At 68.9% G+C, this 24,904-nt stretch carries 21 protein-coding genes; 7 read left to right on the forward strand and 14 right to left on the reverse strand.

The genetic code is table 11. The annotated features are described in order from the left end of the window. The first annotated feature begins 2 nt into the window (after positions 1-2). Positions 3-2,291, forward strand: a complete 2,289-nt coding sequence (gene cofH, locus RIE08_11500; GenBank protein ID MEQ8718222.1) for a 5-amino-6-(D-ribitylamino)uracil--L-tyrosine 4-hydroxyphenyl transferase CofH — start codon at positions 3-5, stop codon at positions 2,289-2,291. A gap of 13 nt (positions 2,292-2,304) precedes the next feature. On the opposite strand, the gene RIE08_11505 is transcribed toward cofH, so the two are convergent. After that, positions 2,305-2,505 carry a hypothetical protein gene (locus RIE08_11505; protein ID MEQ8718223.1) on the reverse strand — a complete coding sequence of 67 codons (201 nt, stop codon included), beginning with the start codon at positions 2,503-2,505 and terminating at the stop codon, positions 2,305-2,307. A 188-nt stretch (positions 2,506-2,693) separates the two neighbouring features. On the opposite strand from RIE08_11505, the gene RIE08_11510 reads away from it, so the two are divergent. Beyond that, positions 2,694-4,316 carry a chloride channel protein gene (locus tag RIE08_11510; GenBank protein ID MEQ8718224.1) on the forward strand — a complete coding sequence of 541 codons (1,623 nt, stop codon included), beginning with the start codon at positions 2,694-2,696 and terminating at the stop codon, positions 4,314-4,316. A gap of 49 nt (positions 4,317-4,365) precedes the next feature. Here RIE08_11510 and RIE08_11515 read toward each other — a convergent pair whose 3' ends face one another. The 8 genes from RIE08_11515 to RIE08_11550 all read right to left on the reverse strand — a co-directional run bounded on the left by RIE08_11515 (position 4,366) and on the right by RIE08_11550 (position 10,169). Next, complete coding sequence (locus RIE08_11515; protein ID MEQ8718225.1) at positions 4,366-4,575, reverse strand: hypothetical protein; 210 nt, start codon at positions 4,573-4,575, stop codon at positions 4,366-4,368. Positions 4,576-4,627: 52 nt separating this feature from the next. Continuing rightward, entirely contained in the window at positions 4,628-5,833 is a 1,206-nt protein-coding gene (locus RIE08_11520) for an HRDC domain-containing protein (GenBank protein MEQ8718226.1), read from the reverse strand. Further along, the gene (locus tag RIE08_11525; protein MEQ8718227.1) at positions 5,830-6,144 is read right to left on the reverse strand and encodes a rhodanese-like domain-containing protein; all 315 of its coding nucleotides are present in this window, start codon (positions 6,142-6,144) and stop codon (positions 5,830-5,832) included. Before RIE08_11525 ends, RIE08_11520 begins: the two co-directional genes overlap by 4 nt. A gap of 24 nt (positions 6,145-6,168) precedes the next feature. Continuing rightward, positions 6,169-6,768: a molybdenum cofactor guanylyltransferase gene (locus tag RIE08_11530; GenBank protein ID MEQ8718228.1), complete on the reverse strand. Its 600-nt coding sequence runs from the start codon at positions 6,766-6,768 to the stop codon at positions 6,169-6,171. Between the two features lies 1 nt (position 6,769). Further along, the gene (locus tag RIE08_11535) at positions 6,770-7,339 is read right to left on the reverse strand and encodes a flavin reductase family protein (GenBank protein MEQ8718229.1); all 570 of its coding nucleotides are present in this window, start codon (positions 7,337-7,339) and stop codon (positions 6,770-6,772) included. A gap of 50 nt (positions 7,340-7,389) precedes the next feature. After that, complete coding sequence (locus tag RIE08_11540; protein ID MEQ8718230.1) at positions 7,390-7,842, reverse strand: DUF3151 domain-containing protein; 453 nt, start codon at positions 7,840-7,842, stop codon at positions 7,390-7,392. A gap of 24 nt (positions 7,843-7,866) precedes the next feature. Further along, a complete protein-coding gene (pyk, locus tag RIE08_11545) occupies positions 7,867-9,294 on the reverse strand; it encodes a pyruvate kinase (GenBank protein MEQ8718231.1) in 1,428 nt (475 codons plus the stop codon). An 80-nt stretch (positions 9,295-9,374) separates the two neighbouring features. Next, positions 9,375-10,169 carry a transglutaminase-like domain-containing protein gene (locus tag RIE08_11550; protein ID MEQ8718232.1) on the reverse strand — a complete coding sequence of 265 codons (795 nt, stop codon included), beginning with the start codon at positions 10,167-10,169 and terminating at the stop codon, positions 9,375-9,377. Between the two features lie 68 nt (positions 10,170-10,237). Between RIE08_11550 and RIE08_11555 the strand changes: the two genes are divergently transcribed. The 4 genes from RIE08_11555 (at position 10,238) to RIE08_11570 (ending at position 13,302) form a co-directional block, all read left to right on the forward strand. Beyond that, positions 10,238-11,020: a glycerophosphodiester phosphodiesterase gene (locus RIE08_11555; GenBank protein MEQ8718233.1), complete on the forward strand. Its 783-nt coding sequence runs from the start codon at positions 10,238-10,240 to the stop codon at positions 11,018-11,020. 669 nt (positions 11,021-11,689) lie between these two features. Beyond that, positions 11,690-12,349, forward strand: a complete 660-nt coding sequence (locus tag RIE08_11560; protein ID MEQ8718234.1) for an O-methyltransferase — start codon at positions 11,690-11,692, stop codon at positions 12,347-12,349. Then, on the forward strand, positions 12,349-13,026 hold the full coding sequence (locus tag RIE08_11565) for an alpha/beta fold hydrolase (GenBank protein ID MEQ8718235.1): 678 nt from the start codon (positions 12,349-12,351) through the stop codon (positions 13,024-13,026). The genes RIE08_11560 and RIE08_11565 overlap by 1 nt, the downstream gene beginning before the upstream one ends. A gap of 21 nt (positions 13,027-13,047) precedes the next feature. After that, the gene (locus RIE08_11570; GenBank protein MEQ8718236.1) at positions 13,048-13,302 is read left to right on the forward strand and encodes a hypothetical protein; all 255 of its coding nucleotides are present in this window, start codon (positions 13,048-13,050) and stop codon (positions 13,300-13,302) included. Here the strand turns inward: RIE08_11570 and RIE08_11575 are convergent. Genes RIE08_11575 through gltB form a run of 3 tightly spaced genes read right to left on the reverse strand, consistent with a single transcriptional unit; the run spans position 13,245 to position 20,293 of the window. Continuing rightward, a complete protein-coding gene (locus tag RIE08_11575) occupies positions 13,245-14,231 on the reverse strand; it encodes a glycosyltransferase (GenBank protein MEQ8718237.1) in 987 nt (328 codons plus the stop codon). The two genes, RIE08_11570 and RIE08_11575, sit on opposite strands and share 58 nt — an antisense overlap. Further along, positions 14,168-15,631 (reverse strand): glutamate synthase subunit beta, encoded by a 1,464-nt coding sequence (locus RIE08_11580; GenBank protein MEQ8718238.1) that lies wholly within the window; start codon positions 15,629-15,631, stop codon positions 14,168-14,170. Before RIE08_11580 ends, RIE08_11575 begins: the two co-directional genes overlap by 64 nt. Positions 15,632-15,661: 30 nt before the next feature. After that, on the reverse strand, positions 15,662-20,293 hold the full coding sequence (gltB, locus tag RIE08_11585) for a glutamate synthase large subunit (GenBank protein MEQ8718239.1): 4,632 nt from the start codon (positions 20,291-20,293) through the stop codon (positions 15,662-15,664). A 173-nt stretch (positions 20,294-20,466) separates the two neighbouring features. Here gltB and RIE08_11590 point away from each other — a divergent pair, with 173 nt between their 5' ends. Then, the gene (locus RIE08_11590; protein ID MEQ8718240.1) at positions 20,467-21,771 is read left to right on the forward strand and encodes a M18 family aminopeptidase; all 1,305 of its coding nucleotides are present in this window, start codon (positions 20,467-20,469) and stop codon (positions 21,769-21,771) included. Here RIE08_11590 and RIE08_11595 read toward each other — a convergent pair. Then, entirely contained in the window at positions 21,761-23,341 is a 1,581-nt protein-coding gene (locus RIE08_11595; protein MEQ8718241.1) for a TrkH family potassium uptake protein, read from the reverse strand. The two genes, RIE08_11590 and RIE08_11595, sit on opposite strands and share 11 nt — an antisense overlap. After that, entirely contained in the window at positions 23,338-24,900 is a 1,563-nt protein-coding gene (locus RIE08_11600; GenBank protein ID MEQ8718242.1) for a TrkH family potassium uptake protein, read from the reverse strand. The genes RIE08_11595 and RIE08_11600 overlap by 4 nt, the downstream gene beginning before the upstream one ends. Between the last annotated feature and the right edge of the window lie 4 nt (positions 24,901-24,904).

Below are 24,904 nucleotides of genomic sequence, written 5' to 3' on the forward strand. Positions count from 1 at the left end.
CGGTGTCCGACGCTGCAGGTGATCTCCTCGGCCGTGATCTGGCCGACCTGACGGCGGCGGCCCGCGCGGTCCGCGACGACACGTACGGTCGCCGGATCACCTTCTCACCGAAGGTGTTCATCCCACTGACGATGCTGTGCCGCGACAAGTGCGGCTACTGCACGTTCGCGCAGCCGCCGGCACGCCTGGACGCGCCCTACCTGACGCCCGAGGCGGTGCTCGACATCGCGCGCCGCGGCGCGGCGGTCGGCTGCCACGAGGCCCTGTTCACTCTCGGCGAGCGGCCTGAGCTGCGCTATCCGGTCGCACGGGACTGGCTCGAACGCAACGGCTACGGATCGACGGTTGACTACCTGGCGGCGATGGCCGCCCTCGTGCTCGACGAGACCGGCCTCCTGCCCCATGCCAACGCAGGAGCGCTGCACCGCGATGAACTCGCCCGACTGCGGGAGGTGGCACCGTCCCAGGGGATGATGCTCGAGAGCCTCGACCCCGACCTCGAGTGTCACCGGGGCTCACCTGACAAGACTCCACAACGGCGCCTCGCAACGCTCGAGGCCGCCGGCGAGCTCGCCATCCCGTTCACGACAGGGATCCTGGTCGGTATCGGCGAGTCCCGCGCATCACGTGTCGAGGCACTCGAAGCCATCGCAGACTCGCACCGCCGCCACGGCCACGTGCAGGAGGTGATCGTCCAGAACTTCCTGCCCAAGCCCGGCACCGGGATGCACGCGGCGGCGCCGTGCCCCGACGACGCATTCATCGAAGCGATCGCACTCGCCCGACTCATCCTCCCGGCCGACGTGACCGTGCAGGCTCCTCCCAATCTCTCCGACGATGCCGCCACGCTGATCCGAGCCGGCATCGACGACTTCGGAGGTGTCTCACCCGTCACCGCCGATCACGTGAACCCCGAGCGTCCCTGGCCGAGCCTCGACCGCCTGCGGGACCTGACCGGGAGCGTCGGCCACGTCCTCGCACCCCGGCTGACGGTGCACCCGTCGTACGTACTCGGTGCAGAAACGTGGATCGATCCCGGTCTGCGGTTCGCCGTGATGGACCGCAGCGATGCCGAGGGTCTCGGTCGCGACGACGACGGGGGCTGGTACTCGGGTGCGCCGGTGGACCCCCCGGTGCTGCTGCCGTCCCGAGCGACCGCGCACGGCCCGGTCGGCGATGTCCTCGCCGGGGTGCGCGCCGGAGAAGAAGTCGGCGTCGACGAGATCGTGACCCTGTTCACGGCCCGCGGCCCGGAGGTCGCAGCGGTGGCCGAGGTCGCCGACGAGCTCCGGGCGGAGATCGTCGGAGACGACGTGACCTGGGTAGCCAACCGGAACATCAACTACACGAACGTGTGCACGTTCAAGTGCCGGTTCTGTGGTTTCTCGAAGGGTCCGTTGTCGCTGAACCTGCGCGGCGACCCGTACCTGTTGACCCTCGACGACATCGCGGGCCGCACCGCGGAGGCCGCTGCGAAGGGAGCCACCGAGGTCTGTCTCCAGGGTGGGATCCACCCCGACTTCGACGGGGACTACTACATCGACGTGACCCGCGCCGTGACCGAGGCCGTCCCCGACATCCATGTCCACGGGTTCACGGCCCTCGAGGTCACAGAGGGAGCGCGACGTCTCGGAGAGCCGCTGGCGGACTACCTGCGGCGCCTCATGGACGTCGGCCTCAAGTCCCTTCCGGGGACGGCGGCCGAGATTCTCGACGACGAGATCCGCGCCGTGCTGTGCCCCGACAAGATCACGACCGACGAGTGGCTCGAGGCGCACCGCACGGCCCATTCGGTGGGCCTGCGTTCGAACGTCACCATCATGTTCGGGTCCGTCGAGAACCCGGTCCACCAGGCCCGCCACATCGTGCGCACCCGGGACCTACAGCGTGAGACCGGTGGCTTCACGGAGTTCGTGCCGCTTCCCTTCGTGCACATGGCCGCGCCGATCTACCTGCGGAAGGGTTCGCGACGTGGGCCGACGTTCCGAGAAGTGCTGTTGATGCACGCGATCGGACGCATCGCCTATCGCGACACCATCGCCAACATCCAGGCGTCGTGGGTCAAGCTCGGCCTGCCCGGTGTATCCCAGTGTCTGCAGGCCGGTGTCAACGATCTCGGCGGAACGCTGATGAACGAGAACATCTCGCGTGCAGCCGGTGCCGAACACGGCCAGGAGGTCGGTCCCGCCGACTTCGCCCGGATCGTCGAACCGCTCGGACGTCGCCTCGTTCAGCGGACCACGCTCTACGGCGTCCCACCCGTCGAGCAATCCGCCCCGGTGGGTGTCTGACGGGCGCCGTCTCTCAGAACGTGTCGTCGCGTTCGCTCAGGAGACCGATGGCCTTCTCCACTGCACGGCGGGCCCGGGTGATGCGCTTCTCGTCCACCGGAAGTTCCGTCCCCCCGGCGTCGATGGAGTCCCGGAGGCGCGCGATGGCCAGATCGGCCAGCTCCTCGGAGATCGTTTCGAGGCGTCCCCTGATGTCGTCGAATTCTCCGGCCACCTCGTCTCCTCCCCTGCGGGCCATCGGGCCGACGGGGACGGTAGCATCGGTTCTTCGGTGGCCCCTGACGAAGACATGACACACGCGTGCGGTCCCTCGCATGGCATCGGGGACGAGTCGTGAACCTACGATCCGGGCTATCCGGCTTCCGACCCTCGGGACGTCTGACCCGGACTCTGCTGGCATCGGTGGCCGTAGGCATTCTGGTCGGTGTCCTCGTCGCGGGCTTCGAGCGCCTCACGGAGGAGGCGGTCCTGTCGACGCTGCTCGATCAGCCGCTGTGGGTCCTGGCGATCGCGCCGGGCGTCGGTCTCGTGTTGTCGGCGCTGATCCTGCGCTACGGCGGTGGACCCGAGGCGACACCGCGTACCAGCGACGACTTCATCCGTGCCTTCCACTCCCGGTCGCCGGACCTGCCTCTTCGACAGCTCCCCGCCAAACTCGCCGCGGGCGTGGCGACCATCGGGCTCGGCGGGGCGATGGGCCTCGAGGGACCGTCGATCTACGCGGGCTCGTCCATCGGCCACAACCTGCAGACGCGATTCGGACGCCTGTTCACCCGGGAGGAATCGAAGATGCTCCTCACCGCGGGGGCCGCCGCCGGCGTCGCGGCCATCTTCAAGACACCGGCCACCGGTGTCCTGTTCGCTCTCGAGGCGCCCTACCGCGACGACGTGACCCGTCGTGCCCTTCTCCCGGCGCTGCTCGCGTCTGCGACCGCCTACCTCGTGTTCATCGCCATCGTGGGCAACGCGGCTCCGGTGTTTCCGTTTCTCGGGCGCGAGTTCCTCGGCCGCGATCAGCCCGAGTTGCGCATCATCGACATGCTGGGTGGAGCGCTACTCGGGTTCGCTGCGGGTCTCGGCGGACGAGCGTTCGGGTGGTTCGTGCGTCACACCAAGGCTCTGGTCCGCGACGTCGACATCACCCGTCGGCTCGTGGCTGCCGCGGTGATCCTCGCTGGTCTCGCCATCGCCACCGACGCCGTCTACGACGAGGCACTGAGCCTCGGCCCCGGCATCGAGGCCATCGACTGGTTGACCGAGACGGACCGTGCCCTGGGTCTCATCGCCGGGCTGTTCGCGTTCCGGATGGTGGCCACCCTCACGACCGTGGTCGGCGGCGGTACGGGCGGGCTGTTCATCCCGCTCGCCGTTCAGGGCCTGTTGATGGGTGCCTTCATCGGCGAGGCGGTGGGCCAGGACGACACCACCCTCTACCCCACCCTCGGTCTCGCGGCCTTCCTCGGTGCCGGATACCGCACTCCGATCGCCGCGGTCATGTTCGTCGCCGAGTCCACCCGTGGCTCCCCGTTCGTGGTACCCGCGCTCATCGCGGCGGCCGTCTCCCAGCTGGTGGCCGGGTCCGCATCGGTGGCCAGCTACCAGCACGACGAACGGCGCGGCCACCTCGAGCACCGCCTCACGCTCCCGGTCACGTCCGCACTCGACACCGACGTGATGACGGTGCCACCGGACGCGACCGTGTCCGAGTTCGTCTACTTCCACGTGTTGGGACGGCGACAGAAGCTCGTGCCGGTCGTCGACGGCGGGCGCTATCTCGGCGTGTGCCGGCTCGACGGCGTCGAGGCGATCCCGCGCGAGGACTGGGAGACCACCACGGTCGCGGATGTCGTCGACGCCGTTCCGGCCGGCCGGCCCTCGTGGACACTGCGCGACGCCGTGGCGACGATGGAACGGATCGACACCGACCTGCTGGTGATCACCGACGACGACGACGGCTTCATCGGTGTCGTCTCCGCCGATGACATCGTCCGCCTGGGAGAGATCCTCGACCAGACCGAAGGGTGAGCGGGCAGCTCAGCCCGGGAACAGACCCTCGACGTCGTGAGCGGGCAGCTCAGTCCGGGAACAGACCATCGACGTCGTCGACGGTGTCTGCCACCGGCTCGTTCTTTCCGAGTTCGCACCAGGACTTGTGGTCATGGCCGGGCAGCGCTTCGCACTCCGGGCAGGGTTCCTCCCTGTCCTCGAAGAGAGCGTCGAGGTCGTCGCTCGTCTGCTTGAGCGCCCTCGCCTCTTCGTAGCGCCGGTGTCGTCCCTTCTTCAACGGTCAGACTCCGAATCCGCATCGACGTGTGGGGCCAGCCGCCATCCTATCGTCACCCGATCCCCGCATCCGACCTCCCTGCGTCACCAAGGCGACGCCGTGAGCGTTCCTCGAGCACGAGGCGACGCTGACCGTCGAACGCAAGCGCCGCATCTCCGGCGACGAGTCGGCGGATCGGGGCGCCGACGAGATCAGCACGCCATCCCATCGACAACCGGGCGTCCTCGTCCCCCCGTAGCAGACCTTCCACGTCGCCGCGGCTGCCGACCAGCGCGGGATCGAGGTCGTTGTCCGCGGCGATCTGGGTGATCCACGACGCCACCAGCGAGACAGCGGGGCGTAGATCACGGGGCAGCGACCGTTGCGGAGGGTCCTCTTCGGCGGCCGCGGGTTCGTCGTCCACCTCGGCGATGGTCGCCAGGAGGGCCTCGGCTGTTCCACCTTTGAGGTGGCGGTCGTCGAGGCCGCGCACGCCGGACAGAGCGGCGACGTCACGCGGTGGCCGCTGAGCGATGGACACGAGGGCGAGATCGGGCAGGACGTAGCGGACCGGGATGTCGAGTTCAGCCGCCCGACGCTCCCGCCATGCGGCCAGCGCCCTCACGATCGCCCGGTTACGTCCCCGCAGCTGCCGGGCCTCCTTCACCCTGCGCCAGGCCTCGTCGGGATCACGCCCCGACCGGTCCTTGGCGAGGACGATCTCGCATTCCGTCCGGGCCCACTCCAGACGTCCCCGGTCGGTCAGCTGTGTCACGAGCTCCGCGTGGATCTCGAGGAGATGGCGGACATCCGCGGCGGCGTACTCCAGTTGGTCGTCGCTGAGTGGGCGTCGCAGCCAGTCCGTGAGGCGGTCACCCTTGGGCAGGCGTCGTCCGAGGAGCTGGTCATGGAGGGCTGCGAGCGACGGTGAACGGAGGCCGACGAAACCGGCGGCCACCTGGGTGTCGAAGAGGTCCGCCGGCGTCTCACCAGTCACCCTTTCGAGTACCTCGAGGTCCTGGGAGCAGGCGTGCAGGACCGCCACACCGCCGTCGGCGAGGAGCCGTCCGAGCGCAGCGACGTCGACCGCGAGCGGGTCGATGACGACCAGCCCTCCGGGCCATGCCAGCTGAACGAGCGCGAGCTTGGGGTAGTAGGTGCGCTCGCGGTGGAACTCGGTGTCGATCGCGTAGGCCGGGTGGGCGACCGCGGTGTCGATGACCTCCTCGAGGCGACCTGCGTCGGCGACGATCTCGGGTCCGGTCGCCTTTTCAGTCACCCCTCATCGGACTCCACCGGGAGGCCGGCCTCGAGCCACGCCACGATCCCACCGTCGACGTTGACAGCGTCGATCCCCTTGCCCCGCAGATACTGGACCGCACGGGCGCTGCGGGAGCCCCGGGCACACAGGACATACACGGTCCCGTCGGGGACCTCAGACCATCGTCGGGGGATGTCCCCCAGAGCGATGTGGACGGCACCGTCGAGGCGCGCCGTGGCGAGTTCGTCGTCCTCACGCACATCGACGGTGGACGCGCCGGCGCGCAGGGCTGCCGCGAACTGGGCGATGTCGACACTGGGAATGCTCATCGGTGCACCTCGTTGAACGTGATGCTATCGGCGGTCGCCGCGCTCACGGAGGATCGACGACAGGTCCGCCGGGGTGTCGGCGTCGCGGAGACGGTCGGGCTCGGGAACGTCCACGACCTCGACCACCAGTGCCCCCGTCGCCCGCCCGATGGAGCGCTCGCCTGCAGCGAAGCTCCTGTCGAGCGCACCGAGAGCGCCCGACGACCACGCCGCATGGAGCCACTGTGGCCGCCCTCCGAGGGACGCCACGACGACGTCGACGCCCGGCCCGATCCGTGCAGCCAGCGCCGCGATGTTGGCGGGCGAGGGGTCCACGAGATCGCACGAGAGGACAACCGCGACGTCCTCGCCTACCCCGGTCCCCAGAGCCGTGACGATCGCGCCCAGCGGCCCCTCCCCGGGGTGTTCGTCGCGGACCGTCACGAGACCGAGAGCACCGAGTGCCGCAGCGTCGCCGCCGACGACGCTCACGGTGGAGGCACCGGCCGTCTCCAGCGCCGCGCATGCGTGGAGCACGAGGGGCGTTCCGTTCACCTCGAGCAGTGCCTTGTCGCGACCCATCCGGCGTGAGCTTCCGCCGGCCAGCACGAAGCCGGTGAAGGCCGCTACCGGCGGAGCCGACATCTCAGCCGCCGTAGGACATCCTCGTGTCCTCCATCCTCAGCAGTTCGGTGTCCTCGTCCGCCTGGAAACCGCAGTCGACGACCTCGCCGACGAAGAAGGTGTGGTGCCCGAACTCGAGAGCGTCGCGGACCTCACAGTCCATGTACGCCGGTGCCTGGTCGAGCACGGGTGCGCCCGTGGCGCCGTCGTGGAAGGCGAAGCCGTTGAGCGTCATGGCTTCGACGTCCACCTCGACGGGCTTCGTGAACTTGCGGATGATGGCGCGGTCCTCACGGGCCACCGTGTTCAGCGAGAACACCCCGCCGGCGGATATCAACTCGTGGGTGAACGCGGAGTTCTCGACCCCGATGCCGATCAACTTCGGATCGAACGAGAGTTGTGTCGCCCAGTTGAGAGTCATCAGATTGCGCCGCAGGGGGTTTCCGGGCTCCGCGGACCCGACGACGTAGAGGCCGTAGGGCATCGTCCACAGGACGCGTCGGCGCAGCTTGTCGTACTCCTCGCGTTCGGAGTCGGTATCGACTCCTTCGGGAAAGGGGCCGACGACGGGTGTTCCACCTGGTTGTGCCATGGCCCCATGGTGCCAAACGACCGGCCGCCGAACCCCGTCGGGCAACGCCCTCAGTCCGCTGCCAGGAACGCGGGGTCCCAACGGGGATCGAGCTGCTGGAGGAACTGGGCGCAGCGGATCTGCTCGTCGACCTCGCCGATGGCCGCCGCGCACCTCTCCAGACCGGCGACAGCCCGCAGGAACCCCCGGTTCGTCGGGTGCTCCCAGCGCACGAAACCGCTCCCCCGCCAACCGTTCGCGCGGAGCCGGTCGAGTCCACGGTGGTAGCCGACCCGGTAGTAGGCGTAGCTCTCGATGACGTCGCGACCGTCGTCGCCGAGCCTCGCCCACGCCTCCAGGCACGTCGGATGGTCCGCGATGAGCCCCCGCAGCGCCTCGCGGCGCGCGCCCACATCGGCCGCCGCCGTCGCTGCTGCGAGTCCTTCGATCACATCGGTGGGCTCGGGCGGAAGAATCGTCTCGGGTGGGCCGCTGCGGCTCAGTCCTACCGGACTGTCACTCATCGCTGTCTCCTGGTGTGGGGGTGCCTAGGGAACGTGCACGAGGCGCAGAATGTCGGTCTTGCGCCCTGAGCTGTCGACGCCGGCGAGGACGCCGACCAGATCGCCCGACTGGACGAAACGCTCTCGGCGGGCCCGCTCGATCGCGCTCGTCATCCGCTCCTCGTAGCTCGACACGCGCTCCGCGAGGATGGGCTTGACGCCCCAGCTCATCGTGAGCTGCGCAACCGTACGCGGGTTGGCGCTGAAGCCCAGGATCGGGGCTTTCGGACGGAACCGGGCCATGGAACGAACCGTGAAGCCGCTGCCGGACACGCAGATGAGCGCCGCGAGGTCCAGCTCGCGGGCGACGCGCCAGGCGGCCATCGTCATCGCGTCGGTGATCGCCGCCGCCTCGTCGTCGCCGAGCTCGTGCTCCTCGGTGATCCGCTTTCCCCAGCCCTCGTAGTCGAACTCCATGTCGGCCCGTCGGGCGATGTTCGCCATGGTCTCGATGACCTTCGCAGGGTGTTTGCCGATGGCCGTCTCCGCGGACAGCATCACAGCCGAGGATCCGTCGAACACGGCGTTCGCGACGTCCGTCGCCTCGGCGCGGGTCGGCATCGGCGAGGTCACCATCGAGTCGAGCATCTGCGTGGCGGTGATGACCGGAAGACCGCTGGCGATGCACTCACGGATGATCCGCTTCTGGAGGTGGGGGACCTCCTCGATCGGACACTCCACGCCGAGGTCACCCCGGGCGACCATGATCCCGCCGGACTCGGCGATGATCCCCGAGAGGTTGTGGACCGCGGCTCTCGTCTCGATCTTCGCGACGATGAGCGGCCCGCGGGGGTGGGGCTCCACGGCGATGTGGCGCAGGTCGTGACCCGAGCGCACGAAGGACACGGCGACGATGTCGACGCCCTCGTCGACGAACGCGTCGAGTTGGAGCAGGTCCGAGGGTGTCGGGGTCGACACGCTGAGACGATCGGCGGGGATGCGCAGCCCCGGACGCCCTTCCAGCGAGCCGCCGTGGGTCACCCGGGCTTCGAAATGGTCCTGTTTCATCGCGAGGACTTCGATCTCGACGTTGCCGTCACCGAAGGTGAGCAGGTCACCCGCGATGACGTCGCCGAGAAGGTGTTCGTAGTCGACCTCGATGTCGGTGGCCGTGCTGGCGTCGTTGCCGACGCGCACGTTGATGGGATCACCCATCGCGACTGTGATGCCACCGTCGGGGAACGAGGCGGTCCGCACCTTCGGACCCGGCAGGTCGATGAGTATCCCGACGTCGCGGCGCATCTCGGCGGCAACGGCCCGGATGCGCTTGTAGCGGGCGATTGCACCGTCGAGATCCGAATGGGCGAGACCGATGCGGGCGACGTCCATGCCCGCCTCGATCATGTCGGCGAGCACCGCCGGATCGTCCGATGCCGGGCCGATCGTCGCGATGATCTTCGTTCTTCTCTGCACGTGGGCCTCGATCCCTCCGAGATGCCGTGTCAGCGGCACCGTAAGCGCTTGCAGGTACGTTGTCGAGCGTTGCGCGGCGATCAGTTCAGACGAGCCAACAGGCCGTTCACCCGGCTGCGATAGGCCGTGGCCACGTCTTCGGCGAGGGCATCGCCGTGCACCTCGATCGCCGTCTCTATCAACTCGGCGGCCTCGTCCCACCGGCCGCTCGCCGCGAGCGACGTCACAGCGGCGTCCACGACCTCGATACCGACGCCCGGAATACACAGGCGGGCCCTCGTCACGAGCTTGAGAGCGGCCGTGTCGCCACGGTGCAGATGGATCACCGTCAGGTTCGTGAGCATCCGCTCGAGGATGTCGCGATCTCCGACAGGGTCGAGGAACGCCGGTTCGAACGCACGCACGTCACCGCTGATGCGCCGGTACAGCGCCTCACAGCCGGCGACGTCGAGGAGTCGACCGCCGTCGAAGGCATCGACGAACACCGCCTCGGCCGTGGTGTCGCGCACGAGGAAGTGCCCGGGCATGCCCACACCGGCGAGGGGCACACCGCAGCGCCGCCCGACAGCCATGGTCACGACCGCCAAGGTGATGGGGATTCCGGATCTGGTGGCGAGCACCCGGTCGAGATGCGAGTTGGCCGGGTCGTAGTAGTTCTCGACGTTCCCGCGGAAGCCGAGGTCGTCGAAGAGCGTGTGTCGCAGACCACTCAGTGTCGGCGCGGCGACCGAAGCCGCGAGTTCGTCGAGACGTGCGAGTTCCCTCGTCACGTCGACCTCGGGGCGGCCGAGTGCCGCGACGAGCATCGCACCCTCCTCCACCTCGAAGGAACCGTCGCCACCGACGAGTTCGGCGAAGGCGTCGAGGGGGTCCACCGGGTCCACCGTAGCGTGGCGGCACGCGGCCACCGGACCCTTCGACGCGACGTCCTAGGATCGGCGCCGTGGGCCCGCACCCTTTCCTCGACCATCCGCTCCCGATCGCGATCGCACACCGTGGCGGCGCCGAGGAGCACCCCGAGAACACGATCGCCGCCTTCGCCGCGGCCATCGACCTGGGCTTCACCCACATCGAGACCGACGCACGCATCACCGCCGACGGCGTGGTGGTCGCGTTCCACGACGACACCCTCGGGCGCGTCAGCGACACCACGGGTTCGCTGGCGGACCTGGACTGGGCGACCGTCCGCTCGGCACGCATCGCAGGGGAACACCGGGTCCCCACCATCACGGAGCTCTTGGAACGGTTCCCGGACACGTTCATCAACATCGACCCGAAATCCGACGCCGTCGTCGAGCCGCTCTCGCAGGAGATCGAGCGGGCCGGAGCCGTTCACCGCGTGTGCATCGGGAGTTTCTCGGACCGGCGGATCGCGACGCTGCGCTCGAAGCTCGGCCCGGCGCTGTGCACCAGTCTCGGACCCAGGGCGGTCACCGCACTGCGCGCGGCGAGCTACGGAATGCCGGTGGGCCGCATCGTCGGTGAGTGCGTACAGGTGCCGCCGTCGATGCGCGGCATCACCCTCGTGGATCGCAGGTTCGTGGGCGAGGCCCACGAAAGGGGCATGCAGGTGCACGTCTGGACGATCGACGCCGAACTCGAGATGCACCGCCTCCTGGACCTCGGCGTCGACGGCATCATGACCGACCGGCCACATGCACTCCGGGAGGTGCTGCGGGCGCGCGGGAGCTGGCCCGGCGACGCGACGACCGGTCACAGCGGCTGACCTGTGGGTAAACCTGGGTACTTCCCCACGCGAACTGGGGATTACCTCCGACCACGGTGGATAACGCTGGGGATTTCGAAAATCACCCTTGACCAGGGAGTTCGCGACCGGCAGTGTGATCTCCAGCCACACGGCGACGGGAAGCGAGTGGAAGAGGGACCGCTCCCTCGGGGAAACCCGGGGAAAGGGTCCGCTCATCACAAGCCTCTCCGGGGGAAGACGATCCGGGAAACCGGAACGATGGAACCCGGACCGTCCTGACGAGGGCCGAACGGGAGACCGGGAGGCCGACAGGAGGGGCGGCGCACGGCCGGACCGGGTGACCGGGACGACCGCACGGAGACCCGGGGTCGGGTGGTCAGGACCTGAACCGGTCGGTGTTTCTGCGGAACGCCGACGACGGGGCGGGCCGACGGCTCGAGGGTCGGAGGTCCGCACCGTCATCCGGCCGGGTAGCCGACATCGAGGCGAGAGCCGAGGTGACGGTGACGCCGGCGGGAACGACCGAGGGGCACCCCCCAGGGGGTGGCCCGACGCCGAGGGAACGGACCGCACGGGACGGCCCCGAGAAGCTGACCGCTCTGCGGAAGGCTACTCGGGGTCCTCGTGCGTTTTCGGGCGCCCGACGAGGGCTCCCGCTGCGATCGCCGCCCGCACTAGGTTGAGGCGATGGCCGGCCCGAAGTCCTTCTTCCTCGACAGCGACGTCCACTCGTATCTCGTCGCTCACGGAACACCGCCCGATCCCGGGCTCGAAGCTCTCAGGATCGAGACCGAGACACTCGGCGAGATGTCACGCATGCAGATCGCACCGGAGCAGGGCGCGTTCTTCACAATGCTGACCCGTCTGCTCGCTCCGCGTTTCGCGGTCGAGGTCGGAACCTTCACGGGTTATTCGGCCCTGTGCATCGCCCGCGGGTTGCCCACCGGGGGCCAGCTGATGTGCTGCGACGTCAGCGAGGAGTGGACGACGATCGCCCGCCGCCACTGGGAGATGGCCGGAGTGGCCGACCGCATCGACCTGCGCATCGCGCCCGCGGCCGAGACCCTCCGGGCACTTCCCTCCGAGCCGCGGATAGACCTCGCCTTCATCGACGCGGACAAAGGGGGGTACGCCGACTACTTCGAGGAGATCCTGCGTCGCCTGTCCCCCGGTGGTGTGATGATCTTCGACAACGTCCTGTGGGGCGGCGACGTCGTCGGTGACGACGACGGCGCCGACACGGTCGCACTGCGGCGATTCAACGACGCGCTCGCGGCCGACGACCGGGTCGAGGCCGTCATGTTGCCGGTCGGCGACGGTCTGACATTCGTCACCCACCGACGCTGATGGCACCGCCCGTCGTGCTCCTCCACGGTTTCGCGACCACAGCGGCACGGACCTGGGGCGAAACCGGCTGGATCGACCTGCTCGCCGACGCCGGCCGCGAAGTCGTCGCCGTCGACCTGCTCGGCCATGGCGAGGCACCCAGGCCCCATGATCCGCAGGCCTACGCCGGTCTCGAGGACCACGTCGCCGCCACGATCGGCGACGGCCCCTATGACGCCGTCGGATTCTCGTTGGGTGCGCGGACGCTGCTCACCCTCGCTACGCGCTCCCCCGGGCTCTTCGAACGCATCGTCGTCGGCGGGGTCGGCGCCGGCCTCCTCACCGACGACACGGCGATGCGCGAACGTGTCGCCGCGGCGCTGATGGGACAGGCGGGCGACGACGTCGTGGCCCGCCACTTCGAGGCCCTCGCCTCAGAACCGGGAAGTGACCGCGACGCCCTCCTCGCCTGCATCAGCCACGCCCGCCCGCCTCTCGATCCGGCCGACCTGGCCCTCGTCGACGCCCGCTGTCTCGTGGTGATCGGCGACCGCGACGACCAGGGCCCGCCGGAACCTCTAGCCGAGGCACTGCCCGACGCGAGGTGTGTCGTCCTGGGCGGCGTCGACCACTTCGCCCTACCCCGCTCCTTCGGGTTCATCGACGCTGCACTCGAGTTCCTCGACGCCGCGCCGTGAGGCTCGGGGGCCGGAGCTCATATGGGTGACCTCACCGTTGCGATCGTCGTCACGGTGCTCGTGTCGGTCCCGCTGGCGCTCAGCATGTGGGCGCTGCTCGACGCGGCCCGCCGCCCGCCATGGGTGTGGGCGCTCACCGACCGACGTCAGGTGGTGTGGATCGGCGGCGTCCTGTTCGGTGTTCTCGTCCTCCCCGTAGGGCTCGTCGTGTCGACCTACTACCTCGTCAAGGTGCGGCCCCGACTCGCCGCCGTCGAGGGCGGCGACGTCGCCTGACGCCGGGGCGGTGGAGGACCGAACCGTCCCCGGAGCGCGTCGGCGAGGCCACGGAAGCGTGCCGCCGGGACGAACCACGGGGCACGCAGGCGCGGTCGCAGCAGATGATGGAGGGTCTGGCCGACCCCCATCACGAGACGGACCGTCATGGGCCAGCGACCGCCGTGATCGCGGACGAGCAGGACGGTGTTGCGCGTACGGAGGTAGTCCACGATCCACGTCGGCGTCGCGGTCGACGGGTTCGCGACCATCGCGGATCGGACGAGACCCACCTCCCATCCCCGCGCCCGGGCGCGGGCCCCGAGGTCGGCCTCGTCGTTGTATGCGAAGTACCGTTCGTCGAAGATGCCGATCTGAGCGAGGCACTCCCGCCGCGCGACGAAGAGCGTGCCGTGGGGATAGTCACAGTCGTCCCATCCCCCGCTGACCGTCGCCGGGCCCCAGATTGCTCCGAAATAGCGGTCGATACGTGGGACGGCCTGATCACCCACGTCCGCGCTCACGAGCCCGGCCCGCGACCGCCCCGCCCCGGCATCGACCAGACGGGCGATCACCCCGCCGTCGGGAAGAGCGTCGTGGGGAGCGACCGCGACCCACTCCCCCACCCCACGTCGCAACCATCTGCGCAATCCGACGTTCAACGCCGGGCCGAAACCGAGGTTGGTGGCCGACCTGACGATCTCCGCGTCGGGCGCCGCGGTGCGCACGGCTGCGAGAGCAGCCGGATCCGATGCGTTGTCGACGACGATCAGCGACAGATCGACGTCCTGGTGTCGGAGCCTGTCGACGGTGCGGGCGAAGGCGTCCGGCGCGTCGCGGTGGACGACGACGACGGTGACCGCGGGGCGGTTCAGTGCCCTGTGGATCAGCGCAGGGGTCGTGCGCTCGGCACCAGGTTGGCGGGCATGAGGGTGTCGCCCATCAACCATGCGTCGACCGAGGCCGCACACGAACGCCCCTCCGAGATGGCCCACACGATGAGGCTCTGACCGCGCCCCATGTCGCCGGCCACGAACACGCCCTCCACGCTCGACATCCAGGCGTCATCACGACGCACGTTGCCGCGCTCGTCCAGATCGACGCCGAGACCCTCGACAAGCGGACTGCGCTCCGGACCGGTGAAGCCCATGGCCAACAGGACCTTGTCGGCGGGAACCAGTTCCTCGGTGCCATCGACGGGCTCGAAGCTCATCCGCCCGTCGGAGAAGGTCTGTTCGACCTGGACGGTGCGCAACTGGCGGACGTGACCGGCCTCGTCACCGACGAACTCGAGCGTGTTGATCGAGTACACCCGTTCACCGCCCTCCTCGTGGGCCGAGGAGACGCGGTACTGCAGCGGCCAGGTCGGCCACGGCGTCGAGTCGTCACGGGTGTCGGGGGGACGCGGCATGATCTCGAACTGGCGGATCGAGGCGGCCCCGTGACGGTGTGAGGTGCCGAGGCAGTCCGCACCGGTGTCACCACCGCCGATGATCACGACGTTCTCGCCGGCCGCGGAGTACGGGTGATCGGCGAGATCACCCTCCTGGACCTTGTTCGCCAGAGGCAGGAACTCCATCGCCTGCCAGATGCCCTCGAGCTCACGACCAGGGATCGGCAGGTCACGCCACTGCGTCGCGCCACAGGCGAGAACGACCGCGTCGTGGCTCGCCACGAGCTCCTCGTGGCCGATGTCGACACCGACCTCACAGTTGACGCGGAACTCGGTTCCCTCGGCCTCCATCTGGGCGAGGCGACGGTCGACGAAGCGTTTCTCCATCTTGAACTCGGGGATCCCGTAGCGCAGCAGGCCGCCGATGCGGTCGGCCCGCTCGATGACCGTGACGGTGTGGCCGGCCCGCGTGAGTTGCTGGGCGGCAGCCAACCCGGCCGGACCGGAGCCCACGACGGCGATCTTCTTCCCCGTGCGGTGCTCGGGGATGACCGGGGTGACCCAGCCCTCGGCCCAGGCGCGCTCGATGATCTCGACCTCCACCTGCTTGATGGTGACCGGATCGTCGTTGATGCCCAGCACGCACGCGCCCTCACACGGCGCGGGACAGAGGCGCCCCGTGAACTCCGGGAAGTTGTTCGTGGCGTGCAGACGTTCGATCGCCTCGCGCCACTGGTCCCTGTAGACGAGATCGTTCCAGTCCGGGATGAGGTTGCCGAGGGGACACCCGTTGTTGCAGAAGGGGATGCCGCAGTCCATGCAGCGGGACGCCTGCAGCTTCAGTTGGTCGCGGTCGAAGGGCTCGTAGACCTCTTTCCAGTCCTTGAGTCGCACGGGAACGGGCCGCCGGTGCGGCAGCTCCCGGCCGTGGTTCATGAATCCTCTGGGGTCACCCATGGTGGCGTCTCCTGGCCGCGGGGAACGGGCTCATCCGTGTGCAGAGGCCATGACGGCCTCATCGGGGTCCGTGCCGGTCTCCTCGGCACGCTTCATGGCCTCGAGGACCCTCCGGAAGTCGGTCGGCATCACCTTGACGAAGTGACCCACCGCGCTGTCCCAGTCCGCGAGCAGGTTCTTGGCGACGGCCGAGTCCGTCTCGTCGTGGTGCATGGCGACACGTTCGGCGAGCCAGCGCTCGTCGTCGTCGTCGAGCGCCTCGAGGTCCACCATGTCGGGATTGACACGGCGTTCGAAGGAGCCGTCGGGGTCCCACACGAAGGCGATCCCACCGGACATCCCAGCGCCGAAGTTGCGGCCGGTCGGGCCGAGAATCACGGCACGGCCACCCGTCATGTACTCACAGCCGTGGTCACCGATTCCCTCGACCACGGCGACGGCACCGGAGTTGCGCACACAGAACCGCTCACCGACGACGCCACGCAGGAAGACCTCGCCGGCAGTGGCCCCGTAGAGGATGACGTTGCCGGCGATGACGTTCTCCTCGGCGACGAAGGCCGAGTCGGCCGGAGGCCGCACGATGATGCGCCCACCCGACAGGCCCTTGCCGACGTAGTCGTTGGCGTCACCGGTGAGGCGCAGCGTGATACCCCGGGGCACGAAGGCGCCGAGACTGTTGCCGGCCGAGCCGGTGAACGACACGTCGATGGTGTCGTCAGGAAGGCCCGCCCCGCCCCACTGCGACGTCAGCCGGGAGCCGAGCATCGTGCCGACCGTGCGGTTCACGTTGCGGATCGGCAGGGCGATGCGCACCGGGCGACCATCCTGCAGCGCCGGCTCGGCCAGGGTGATGAGCTGGCAGTCGAGGGCCTTGTCGAGCCCGTGGTCCTGAGTCTGCGAGCAGTAGCGCGTCGACCCCTCCGGGACAGGCGCCTGATAGAGGATCGGGCTCAGGTCCAGCCCCGCCGCCTTCCAGTGGTCGATGGCCGTCGTGGTGTCCAACAGGTCGACCCGTCCGACCGCCTCCTCCATGGTCCGTAGCCCGAGCGACGCGAGCAGCTCGCGGACCTCCTGGGCGATGAACTCCATGAAGTTGACGACGTGTTCGGCCCGTCCCGAGAACTTCTCGCGGAGCTTCGGATTCTGGGTGGCCACACCCACCGGACAGGTGTCGAGGTGGCACACCCGCATCATGATGCAACCCATCACGACGAGGGGGGCACTGGCGAAGCCGAACTCCTCGGCGCCGAGCAGCGCCGCGACGACCACGTCGCGACCGGTCTTGAGCTGCCCGTCGGTCTGTACGACGATGCGGTCACGCAGGTTGTTCAACAGGAGCGTCTGCTGGGTCTCCGCGAGCCCCAGCTCCCACGGGGTTCCGGCGTGCTTGATGGACGTCAGCGGCGATGCGCCCGTACCACCGTCGTGACCCGAGATCAGCACCACGTCGGCGTGGGCCTTGGACACCCCCGCTGCCACGGTTCCCACACCCAGCTCCGAGACCAGCTTCACGTGGATCCGTGCGTCGGGGTTCGCGTTCTTCAGGTCGTGGATGAGCTGGGCGAGATCCTCGATCGAGTAGATGTCGTGGTGTGGCGGGGGGGAGATCAACCCCACACCGGGGGTGGAGTGCCGCGTCTTCGCGATCCAGGGCCAGACCTTGTGGCCGGGGAGCTGGCCGCCCTCACCGGGCTTGGCCCCCTGGGCCATCTTGATCTGGATGTCGTCGGCGTTGACGAGATACTCGCTGGTCACACCGAACCGGCCGGACGCTGCCTGCTTGATGGCGCTGCGTCGCAGGTCACCGTTGGCGTCGGGGATGAACCGTTCCGGGTCTTCGCCGCCCTCGCCGGTGTTGGACTTCGCGCCCAACCTGTTCATCGCGATCGCGAGAGTCTCGTGGGCCTCGGCGGAGATCGATCCGTACGACATCGCACCGGTGGAGAAGCGCTTGACGATCTCCGAGACCGGCTCTACCTCGTCGATCGAGATGGGCCTGGCCTCATCACGACGCAGACGGAACAGGCCCCGCAGCGTCGCCACGCGTCGCGAGTGGTCGTCGACACGCGACGTGTACTCCTTGAAGATCTCGTAGCGACCCTCACGCGTGGCGTGCTGGAGCTTGAAGACCGTCTCGGGATTGAACAGGTGGTACTCACCCTCCGAGCGCCACTGGTACTCGCCGCCGATGGCGAGCTCCCTGTGGGCGCGCTCGGTGGGCTGATCGGGGTACGCGACCCGGTGACGGGCGGCGACCTCGGCTGACACCTGCGGGTACCCGATACCCCCGAGCCTGCTGACCGTTCCGGTGAAACAGTCCTCTACGAGCAGCTGTCCCAGCCCGATGGCCTCGAATATCTGTGCGCCGACATAGGACTTGACGGTCGAGATGCCCATCTTCGACATGACCTTGAGGACGCCGAGATCGCACGCCTTGACGAAGTTGCGGTACGCGACCGCCCGGTCCATTTCCGGATCGAGGCCGTGCATTCCCTCGGCGACCATGTCGTCGATCGTCTCGAAGGCGAGGTAGGGACAGATCGCGTTCGCCCCGTAGCCGAGGAGCAGCGCCACGTGATGGACTTCACGGACCTCGCCGGTCTCCACGACGAGACCGACCTTCGTACGGCTCTTCTCCCCGACGAGGTGATGGTGCACCGCGCCGACGGCCATCAGAGCGGGAACGGGTGCCCGGTCCGGACCCGTGCCGCGGTCCGACAGCACGACGATGTCGACGCCCTCGTCGATGGCCCGGGAGACGTTGCGGCGGATCTCCGCCACGGCCGCCTGGAGTCCCGAACCGTCAGTACGGGGATCGAAGTGGCACGACACGACCGCGCTCGACATGCCCGAGACCTCGTCGATCGAGATGATCGTCTCGAGTTCGCCGGGCGTCACGACGGGGTGCTCATGGAAGAGCTGACGACACGACTCGGGTCCCGGATCGAGGAGGTTCCCCTCGGGGCCGAGCCAGCCACAGGTCGCCGTGATGATCTCCTCGCGCATGGCGTCGAGCGGCGGGTTGGTCACCTGGGCGAACAGCTGCTGGAAGTAGTCGTACAGCAGACGGGGGCGCTGCGACAGCACGCCGATGGGCGTGTCGGTGCCCATCGAGCCGATCGCCTCCTTGCCGTCGCGCGCCATCGGGGCGAGGAGCAACCTGAGCTCTTCGTGGGTGTAGCCGAAGGTCCGCTGGCGCACGTGCAGCGGCGTCTGTTCGCCCCGGGTGGGCGTGCGCTCGGGCAGTTCGGCCAGGGAGAGCTGGTTGGCGTCGAGCCACTCGCCGTAGGGCCGGGCGGTCTTGAGGCCCGTCTTGATCTCGTCGTCACGGACGATGCGACCGGCCTCACAGTCGATGAAGAACATGCGGCCCGGCTGCAGGCGGCCCTTCTCCACGATCTTGTGGGCGGGCACGTCGACGACGCCCACCTCCGAGGCCATGATGACCCTGTCGTCGTCTGTGACCCAGTACCGCGACGGACGCAGACCGTTGCGGTCGAGCACGGCCCCGACGACGGTGCCGTCGGTGAAGATGATCGAGGCGGGACCGTCCCAGGGCTCCATCAGCGACGCGTGATAGCGGTAGAAGGCGCGCAGGTCGTCGTCCATCGACTCGTGATGCTCCCAGGGCTCCGGGATCATCATGAGAACGGCTTCGGGCAGCGGGTAGCCGCCGAGAACGAGCAGCTCCAGGCACTCGTCGAAACGGGCGGTGTCGGAAGCACCTGGAGTGCAGATCGGGAACAGCTTCTCGATCTCTTCGCTCGTGTAGTGCGGCGACGCGAGCAGCGCCTCGCGGGCCCGCATCCAGTTCTGGTTGCCCTGCACCGTGTTGATCTCACCGTTGTGGGCGACGAACCGGTAGGGGTGCGCGAGCGGCCACGACGGGAAGGTGTTCGTGGAGAACCGGCTGTGGACCAGGGCCAGGGCGCTGATGACGCGGTCGTCCCGCAGGTCCAGGTAGAACTCCGCCAGCTGAGGTGTGACGAGCATCCCCTTGTAGACGAGGGTCCTCGCCGACAGGGACGGGAAGTAGACGCCGTCGTGGGCGAGGCTGCGCCCCCCCATGGCCTCGGCGGACTCGTCCTCGCCGGCGGGGACCGAGATCTCGTGCTCGAACCGCTTGCGGCACAGGTAGGCGCGTCGGTCGAGGTCGACCCCGGCCAACCGCTCTCCGTTCTCGTCGGGTGGCGAGGCGATGAACAGCTGCGAGAAGTGCGGCATCGTCGAACGCGCACCTTCGCCGAGCATCGACGCGTCGATCGGGACGTCACGCCAACCGAGCAACTCGAGGCCCTCGGATGCGACGATCTCCTCGATCGCGGCGCTGCAGGCCCCACCTGAGCCCGCCGTGCGCGGGAGGAATGCGATCCCCGTCGCGTACTGACCTTCCGGCGGCAGAGGGAACTCGACGACCTCGCGCAGGAACGCGTCGGGCACCTGGAGGAGGATCCCGGCACCGTCTCCGGTGTTCTCCTCGGCGCCGAGCGCGCCGCGATGCTGAAGGTTGCACAACGCCCCGATGGCATCGGTGACGATGTCGCGGCTGCGTCTCCCCTTCAGATCTGCGATGAAGTTGACGCCGCAGGCGTCGTGCTCGAAGCGGGGATCATAGAGTCCCTGAGGCTCGGGCAGGTCGCCGTTGGCGGTGAGGATGGACATCCGTCTCCCTGGCGTCGGTCGGTCAATCTGTCTGGTTCGGCGCGCGACGGGGGATCGCGTCGAGGGACGGCACTGGCCCTGCCGGGACGGACGATCGTACCCGGGGCACTCCGGGGGCGGCCAAACCGAGGGAGTACATGGAAGGAGCGTCCGGCTCGTCCATGATAGGTGCCATGGGCTCCCCGGCGCACTCCGAACATCTCGAAGACCTGATCGAGTATCTCGACAGCTCGCCATCGCCGTTCCACGCCGTGGCCAACGCCGCCGAACGTCTCGCGGCGGCCGGCTTCGTCGACGTGGCCGCCGACGAGCGCTGGGGGCCCGCGACAACGGGTGCGATGCTGCGGATCGGCGGGACCCTGGTGGCCTGGCACACCGGCGCCACGGCCGGAGGCGACGCCGGAAGAGGGTTCCGAATCGTGGGTGCCCACACGGACAGCCCGAACCTTCGGGTGAAGCCCCGCCCCGACACGGCCGGGCCGCTCACCAGGATCGGCGTCGAGGTCTACGGCGGGGTGTTGCGCAACTCCTGGCTCGACCGGGACCTCGGCCTGTCGGGTCGGGTGTCGGTGCGTGGTCCCGCGGGCGTCACCACGCACCTGGTCCATGTCGACGATCCCGTCGCCAGGATCCCCCAGCTGGCTATCCACCTGAACCGCGAGATCAACGACACCGGCCTCAAGGTGGACCCCCAGGCGCACCTCCCACCGATCTGGTCGCTGGGCCCGCCACGCCCGGGTGGACTCGCCCGCTACCTCGGCGATCATCTCGGCGTTCCGGCAGCGGACGTGGTGACGTGGGAGTTGATGTTCCACGACCTGACCCCGGCCCGGGTCGTGGGAGCCGACCAGGCCATGTTCGCGTCGGGCCGCATCGACAACCTGGTCTCGTGTCACGCCGCCGTGACCGCCCTCGTCGACCGGACGGCCGTCGGGGTGGACGCCGCCGACCCGATACCACTCGTCGTCCTGTTCGATCACGAGGAGGTCGGCTCCACCTCCGCCACCGGCGCAGCTGGTCCTGCACTGACCTCCACGCTCGAGCGCGTCGTCGCCTCGCTCGGCGGTGACCGCACGGACCTCCACATCGCCACCGCCCGGTCCGCGACGCTGTCCGCGGACGGCGCCCACGCGACCCACCCGAATCACCCCGGGCGCCACGACCCCGACCACCAGATAGCCCTGGACGGCGGTCCGGTTCTGAAGGTGAACGCGAGCGTGCGCTACGCGACCGACGCCCCCGGTGCGGCTGCGTTCATCGAATGCTGCGGCCGCTCCGGCGTCCCCCACCAGGTGTTCGTCAGCCGCAGCGATCTCGCATGCGGATCGACGATCGGACCGATCAGTGCCGCGGCCACCGGGATCACGACCGTCGACGCCGGTGTCGCCCAGTTGGCGATGCACTCGGCCCGTGAGACGTGCGGGGCCGTGGACCCGGGGCGATTCCGCACCGTCCTCGCGGAGTGGCTCAGCGGTTGAACGACCCGGCGGTCGCCTGCGCGCGCCGCACCATCCCGACAGCGACCGCGAGCAGGGGGACTATCTCGATCCGCCCGATGATCATGTGCGCGGCGATGACGAGTCGGGCCGGGCGCGTGAACACCGCGAAGTTCGCGGTCGGACCCGCTTCGCCGAGTCCGGGCCCGACGCCGGACATCGCCGTGAGGATCGCCGATGCCGCGCTGACGATGTCGGCACCCGTCGCCGTGACGATCAGGGTCCCCACCGTCGCGACCATGAAGAAGAGGGTCACGAAGGCGAGCGCCCGCGCGACGACCGACTCGGCGACGACCGCCCTGCCGAGCCGCAGCGGGCGCACGGCCTGGGGATGCAGTGTCCCGTAGAGCCGACGTCGGGTGTGGACGACGGCGATCTGGGCCCGCAGAACCTTGAGACCACCCGCGGTGGACCCGACGCTCCCGCCGACCGCCAACAGCACGAACAGGACGAACTGCGCGCCCGCCGTCCAGATCACGAAGTCGCCCAGACTGCCCGGGCCCGTCGCGTTGCCGAACCCGGCGGTGCTGGCGATCGTCACCACGTTGAACACCGAGGACCGCAGTACCGCAGGGAAGTCACCGAGACCGGCACTGACGTTGAGGAACGTCGTCGCGGCGATCGCCGCCGCGACGACCAGCAGGTAGAAGTGCAGGTCGGCGGAGCGCCGGTAGCCGCTGAGATCGCCGTTGACGGCCTTCCAGTGCAACGTGAAGTTGATCGCGGCCAGCAGCATCCCGACCACGAGAACCGTTTCGACGGCCACGGAGTCGAAGTGCCCGACCGACGCGTTGTACGGGGAGAATCCTCCCGTCGCAGCGGCGGTCAGCGCATGGCTGACGGCGTCGTAGACGCCGAGGCCGCCGATCGCGAACAACGCCATTGCGATCAGACCCGTCAGCACGCAGTAGAGCCCCCAGAGGCGTCGGGCTGTCTGCGATACGCGCGGCGCGAGCCGATCGGCGCCGGGACCGGGCGCCTCGGCGCTGATCAGTTCTAGCCCACCGACGCCGAGGAACGGCAGGACCGACACGGCGAGCACGACGAAACCCATCCCCCCGTACCACTGGGTCAGCTGACGCCACATCAAGAGGCCCCGGCCGTGCTCCTCGATGTCCGCGAGCACCGTCGACCCCGTCGCTGTGAAGCCCGAGACCGACTCGAAGAGCGCGCTGTCCCACTCCCCGGTCGTGAACATCGTCCCGCTCAAGATGTACGGAAGCGCCCCGGCCGCGGGAATCACGAGCCATGTCGTGACGACGGCGGCGAACACCGCACGGGTGGAGATGTCGTCGGGGGGTCGACTGCCCATCCAGGCCGTGACGCCGGCTGCGGCGAATACGAGGGTCGTGACGGCGAGCGCCTCTTCGTCATGGGAGGTCGACGACGCCCACTCGATGACGAGCGACACGACCAGGCCGGGAACGAGGAACATGAGTCCGAGGCCGACGAGGTGCAGCGACGCCGACTCGACACGCGGGCGGTGCCGAACCAGCGGGACGACCCTTCTGATGGCTCCGACCGGTGACCTGGGCGCAGCGACCCGGTTCATGGCGACACCCGGGACCTCGGGGCGTGGCGGGCGAGCCATTGAAAGCCCGAGGCGAACATGAGAACCACGGCGAAGATCTCGAGGCGGCCGACGAGCATCAGCGCGGCGAGCACCAGGCGTGCGGGTCGGGTGAAGGCCAGGAACGTCGAGTCAGGCCCTGCTTCGCCGAGGGCGGGGCCCATGTTCGACATCGCACTGAGCACTCCCCCGGTGGCTGTGACGAGATCCGCACCCAGCGCCGTGACCACCATGATCCCGACGCCCGCGATGAGGACGAACGCCGTCGTGAAGCCCAGCGCCCGCCGTACGACGGGCTCGGGGATGGCTGTGGAACCGAGCTTCACCGGCAGCACCGCGCGGGGGTGGCTCAGTGAACGCAGACTGCGGGCGATCTGTCGGGACGCGACCTGCACCCTGTAGACCTTCAGACCGCCCGCGGTCGAACCGATCGAGCCACCCACCAACATGAGCCCCAACAGGACGATCTGTGCGGCCGCGGGCCACAGGACGAAGTCGCCGAATCCTCCATCGGCACGGATGTTGCCGAATCCGCCGCTCGACGCGAGCGAGACGACGTTGAAGAGCCCGTCGCGAAGCGCCGTGGCGAAGGCCACCTCCGCCTCGACCCACAGCAGCACCGTCACCACCGCCGTCGCCCCGGCGACGATCTTGAGGTAGAGGATCTGGTCCGACATCCGCAGGTAGACCCGTGGGTCACCGGTGAGTGCCCTGTAGTGCGCGGTGAAGTTCATCGCGCACACGAGCAGTCCCGCGGCGATCACGAGTTCGGCGGCGAGCGAGTCCAGGTGTCCGACGGACGCCCCGTAGGGCGAGAACCCGCCCGTGGCCGACGTGGTCAGAGCGTGTGCGAACGCGTCGTACACGCCCACGCCGGGTACGGCGAACAGAGCGAGGGCGATGGCGACCGTCAGGCCGGCGTAGAGGACCCACAGCCGCTTCGCCGTCTCGCTCACCCGCGGCGCGAGCCGGTCCGAGGACGGTCCCGGGGCCTCTGCCCCCATGAGTTCGAGGCCGCCCACCCCGAGGAACGGCAGTACGGTCACCGCCAGGACCACCATCCCCATCCCGCCGTACCACTGGGTCAGCTGGCGCCACATCAGGATCCCGCGACCGTGGGCGTCGATGTCGGCGAGAACCGTCGATCCCGTGCACGAGAAGCCCGAGATCGACTCGAAGAGCGCCCCGTCCCACTGGTGCCAGGTGAACATGGTGTCCGACAGGACGTAGGGCAGGGCACCGACCACGCTGCACGCCAGCCAGGTCCAGGCGACTATCGAGAAGATCGATCGTCGGCCCATGTCGCGGGGGATGCGCGTGGTGCGCCACAGCGCGAGGCCGACGGTGCCCGAGACGATCATCGTGACGACCAGGGCGTCCGCGTCGCGTGACGCCGACGACCCCCATTCGATCAGCGCGCTGACCGCCAGACCGGGGACGAGGAACAACAGAGCGAGACCCACCACGTGGGCTGTGGGGGCCACGATTCTGCGGTTCTCGGCGACGAGTCCGACCACCACGTCGCCGCTGCGACGACTCACGACC

It is taken from the genome of Acidimicrobiales bacterium (assembly GCA_040219085.1).
In the GTDB taxonomy this organism is placed as follows: domain Bacteria; phylum Actinomycetota; class Acidimicrobiia; order Acidimicrobiales; family JAVJTC01; genus JAVJTC01.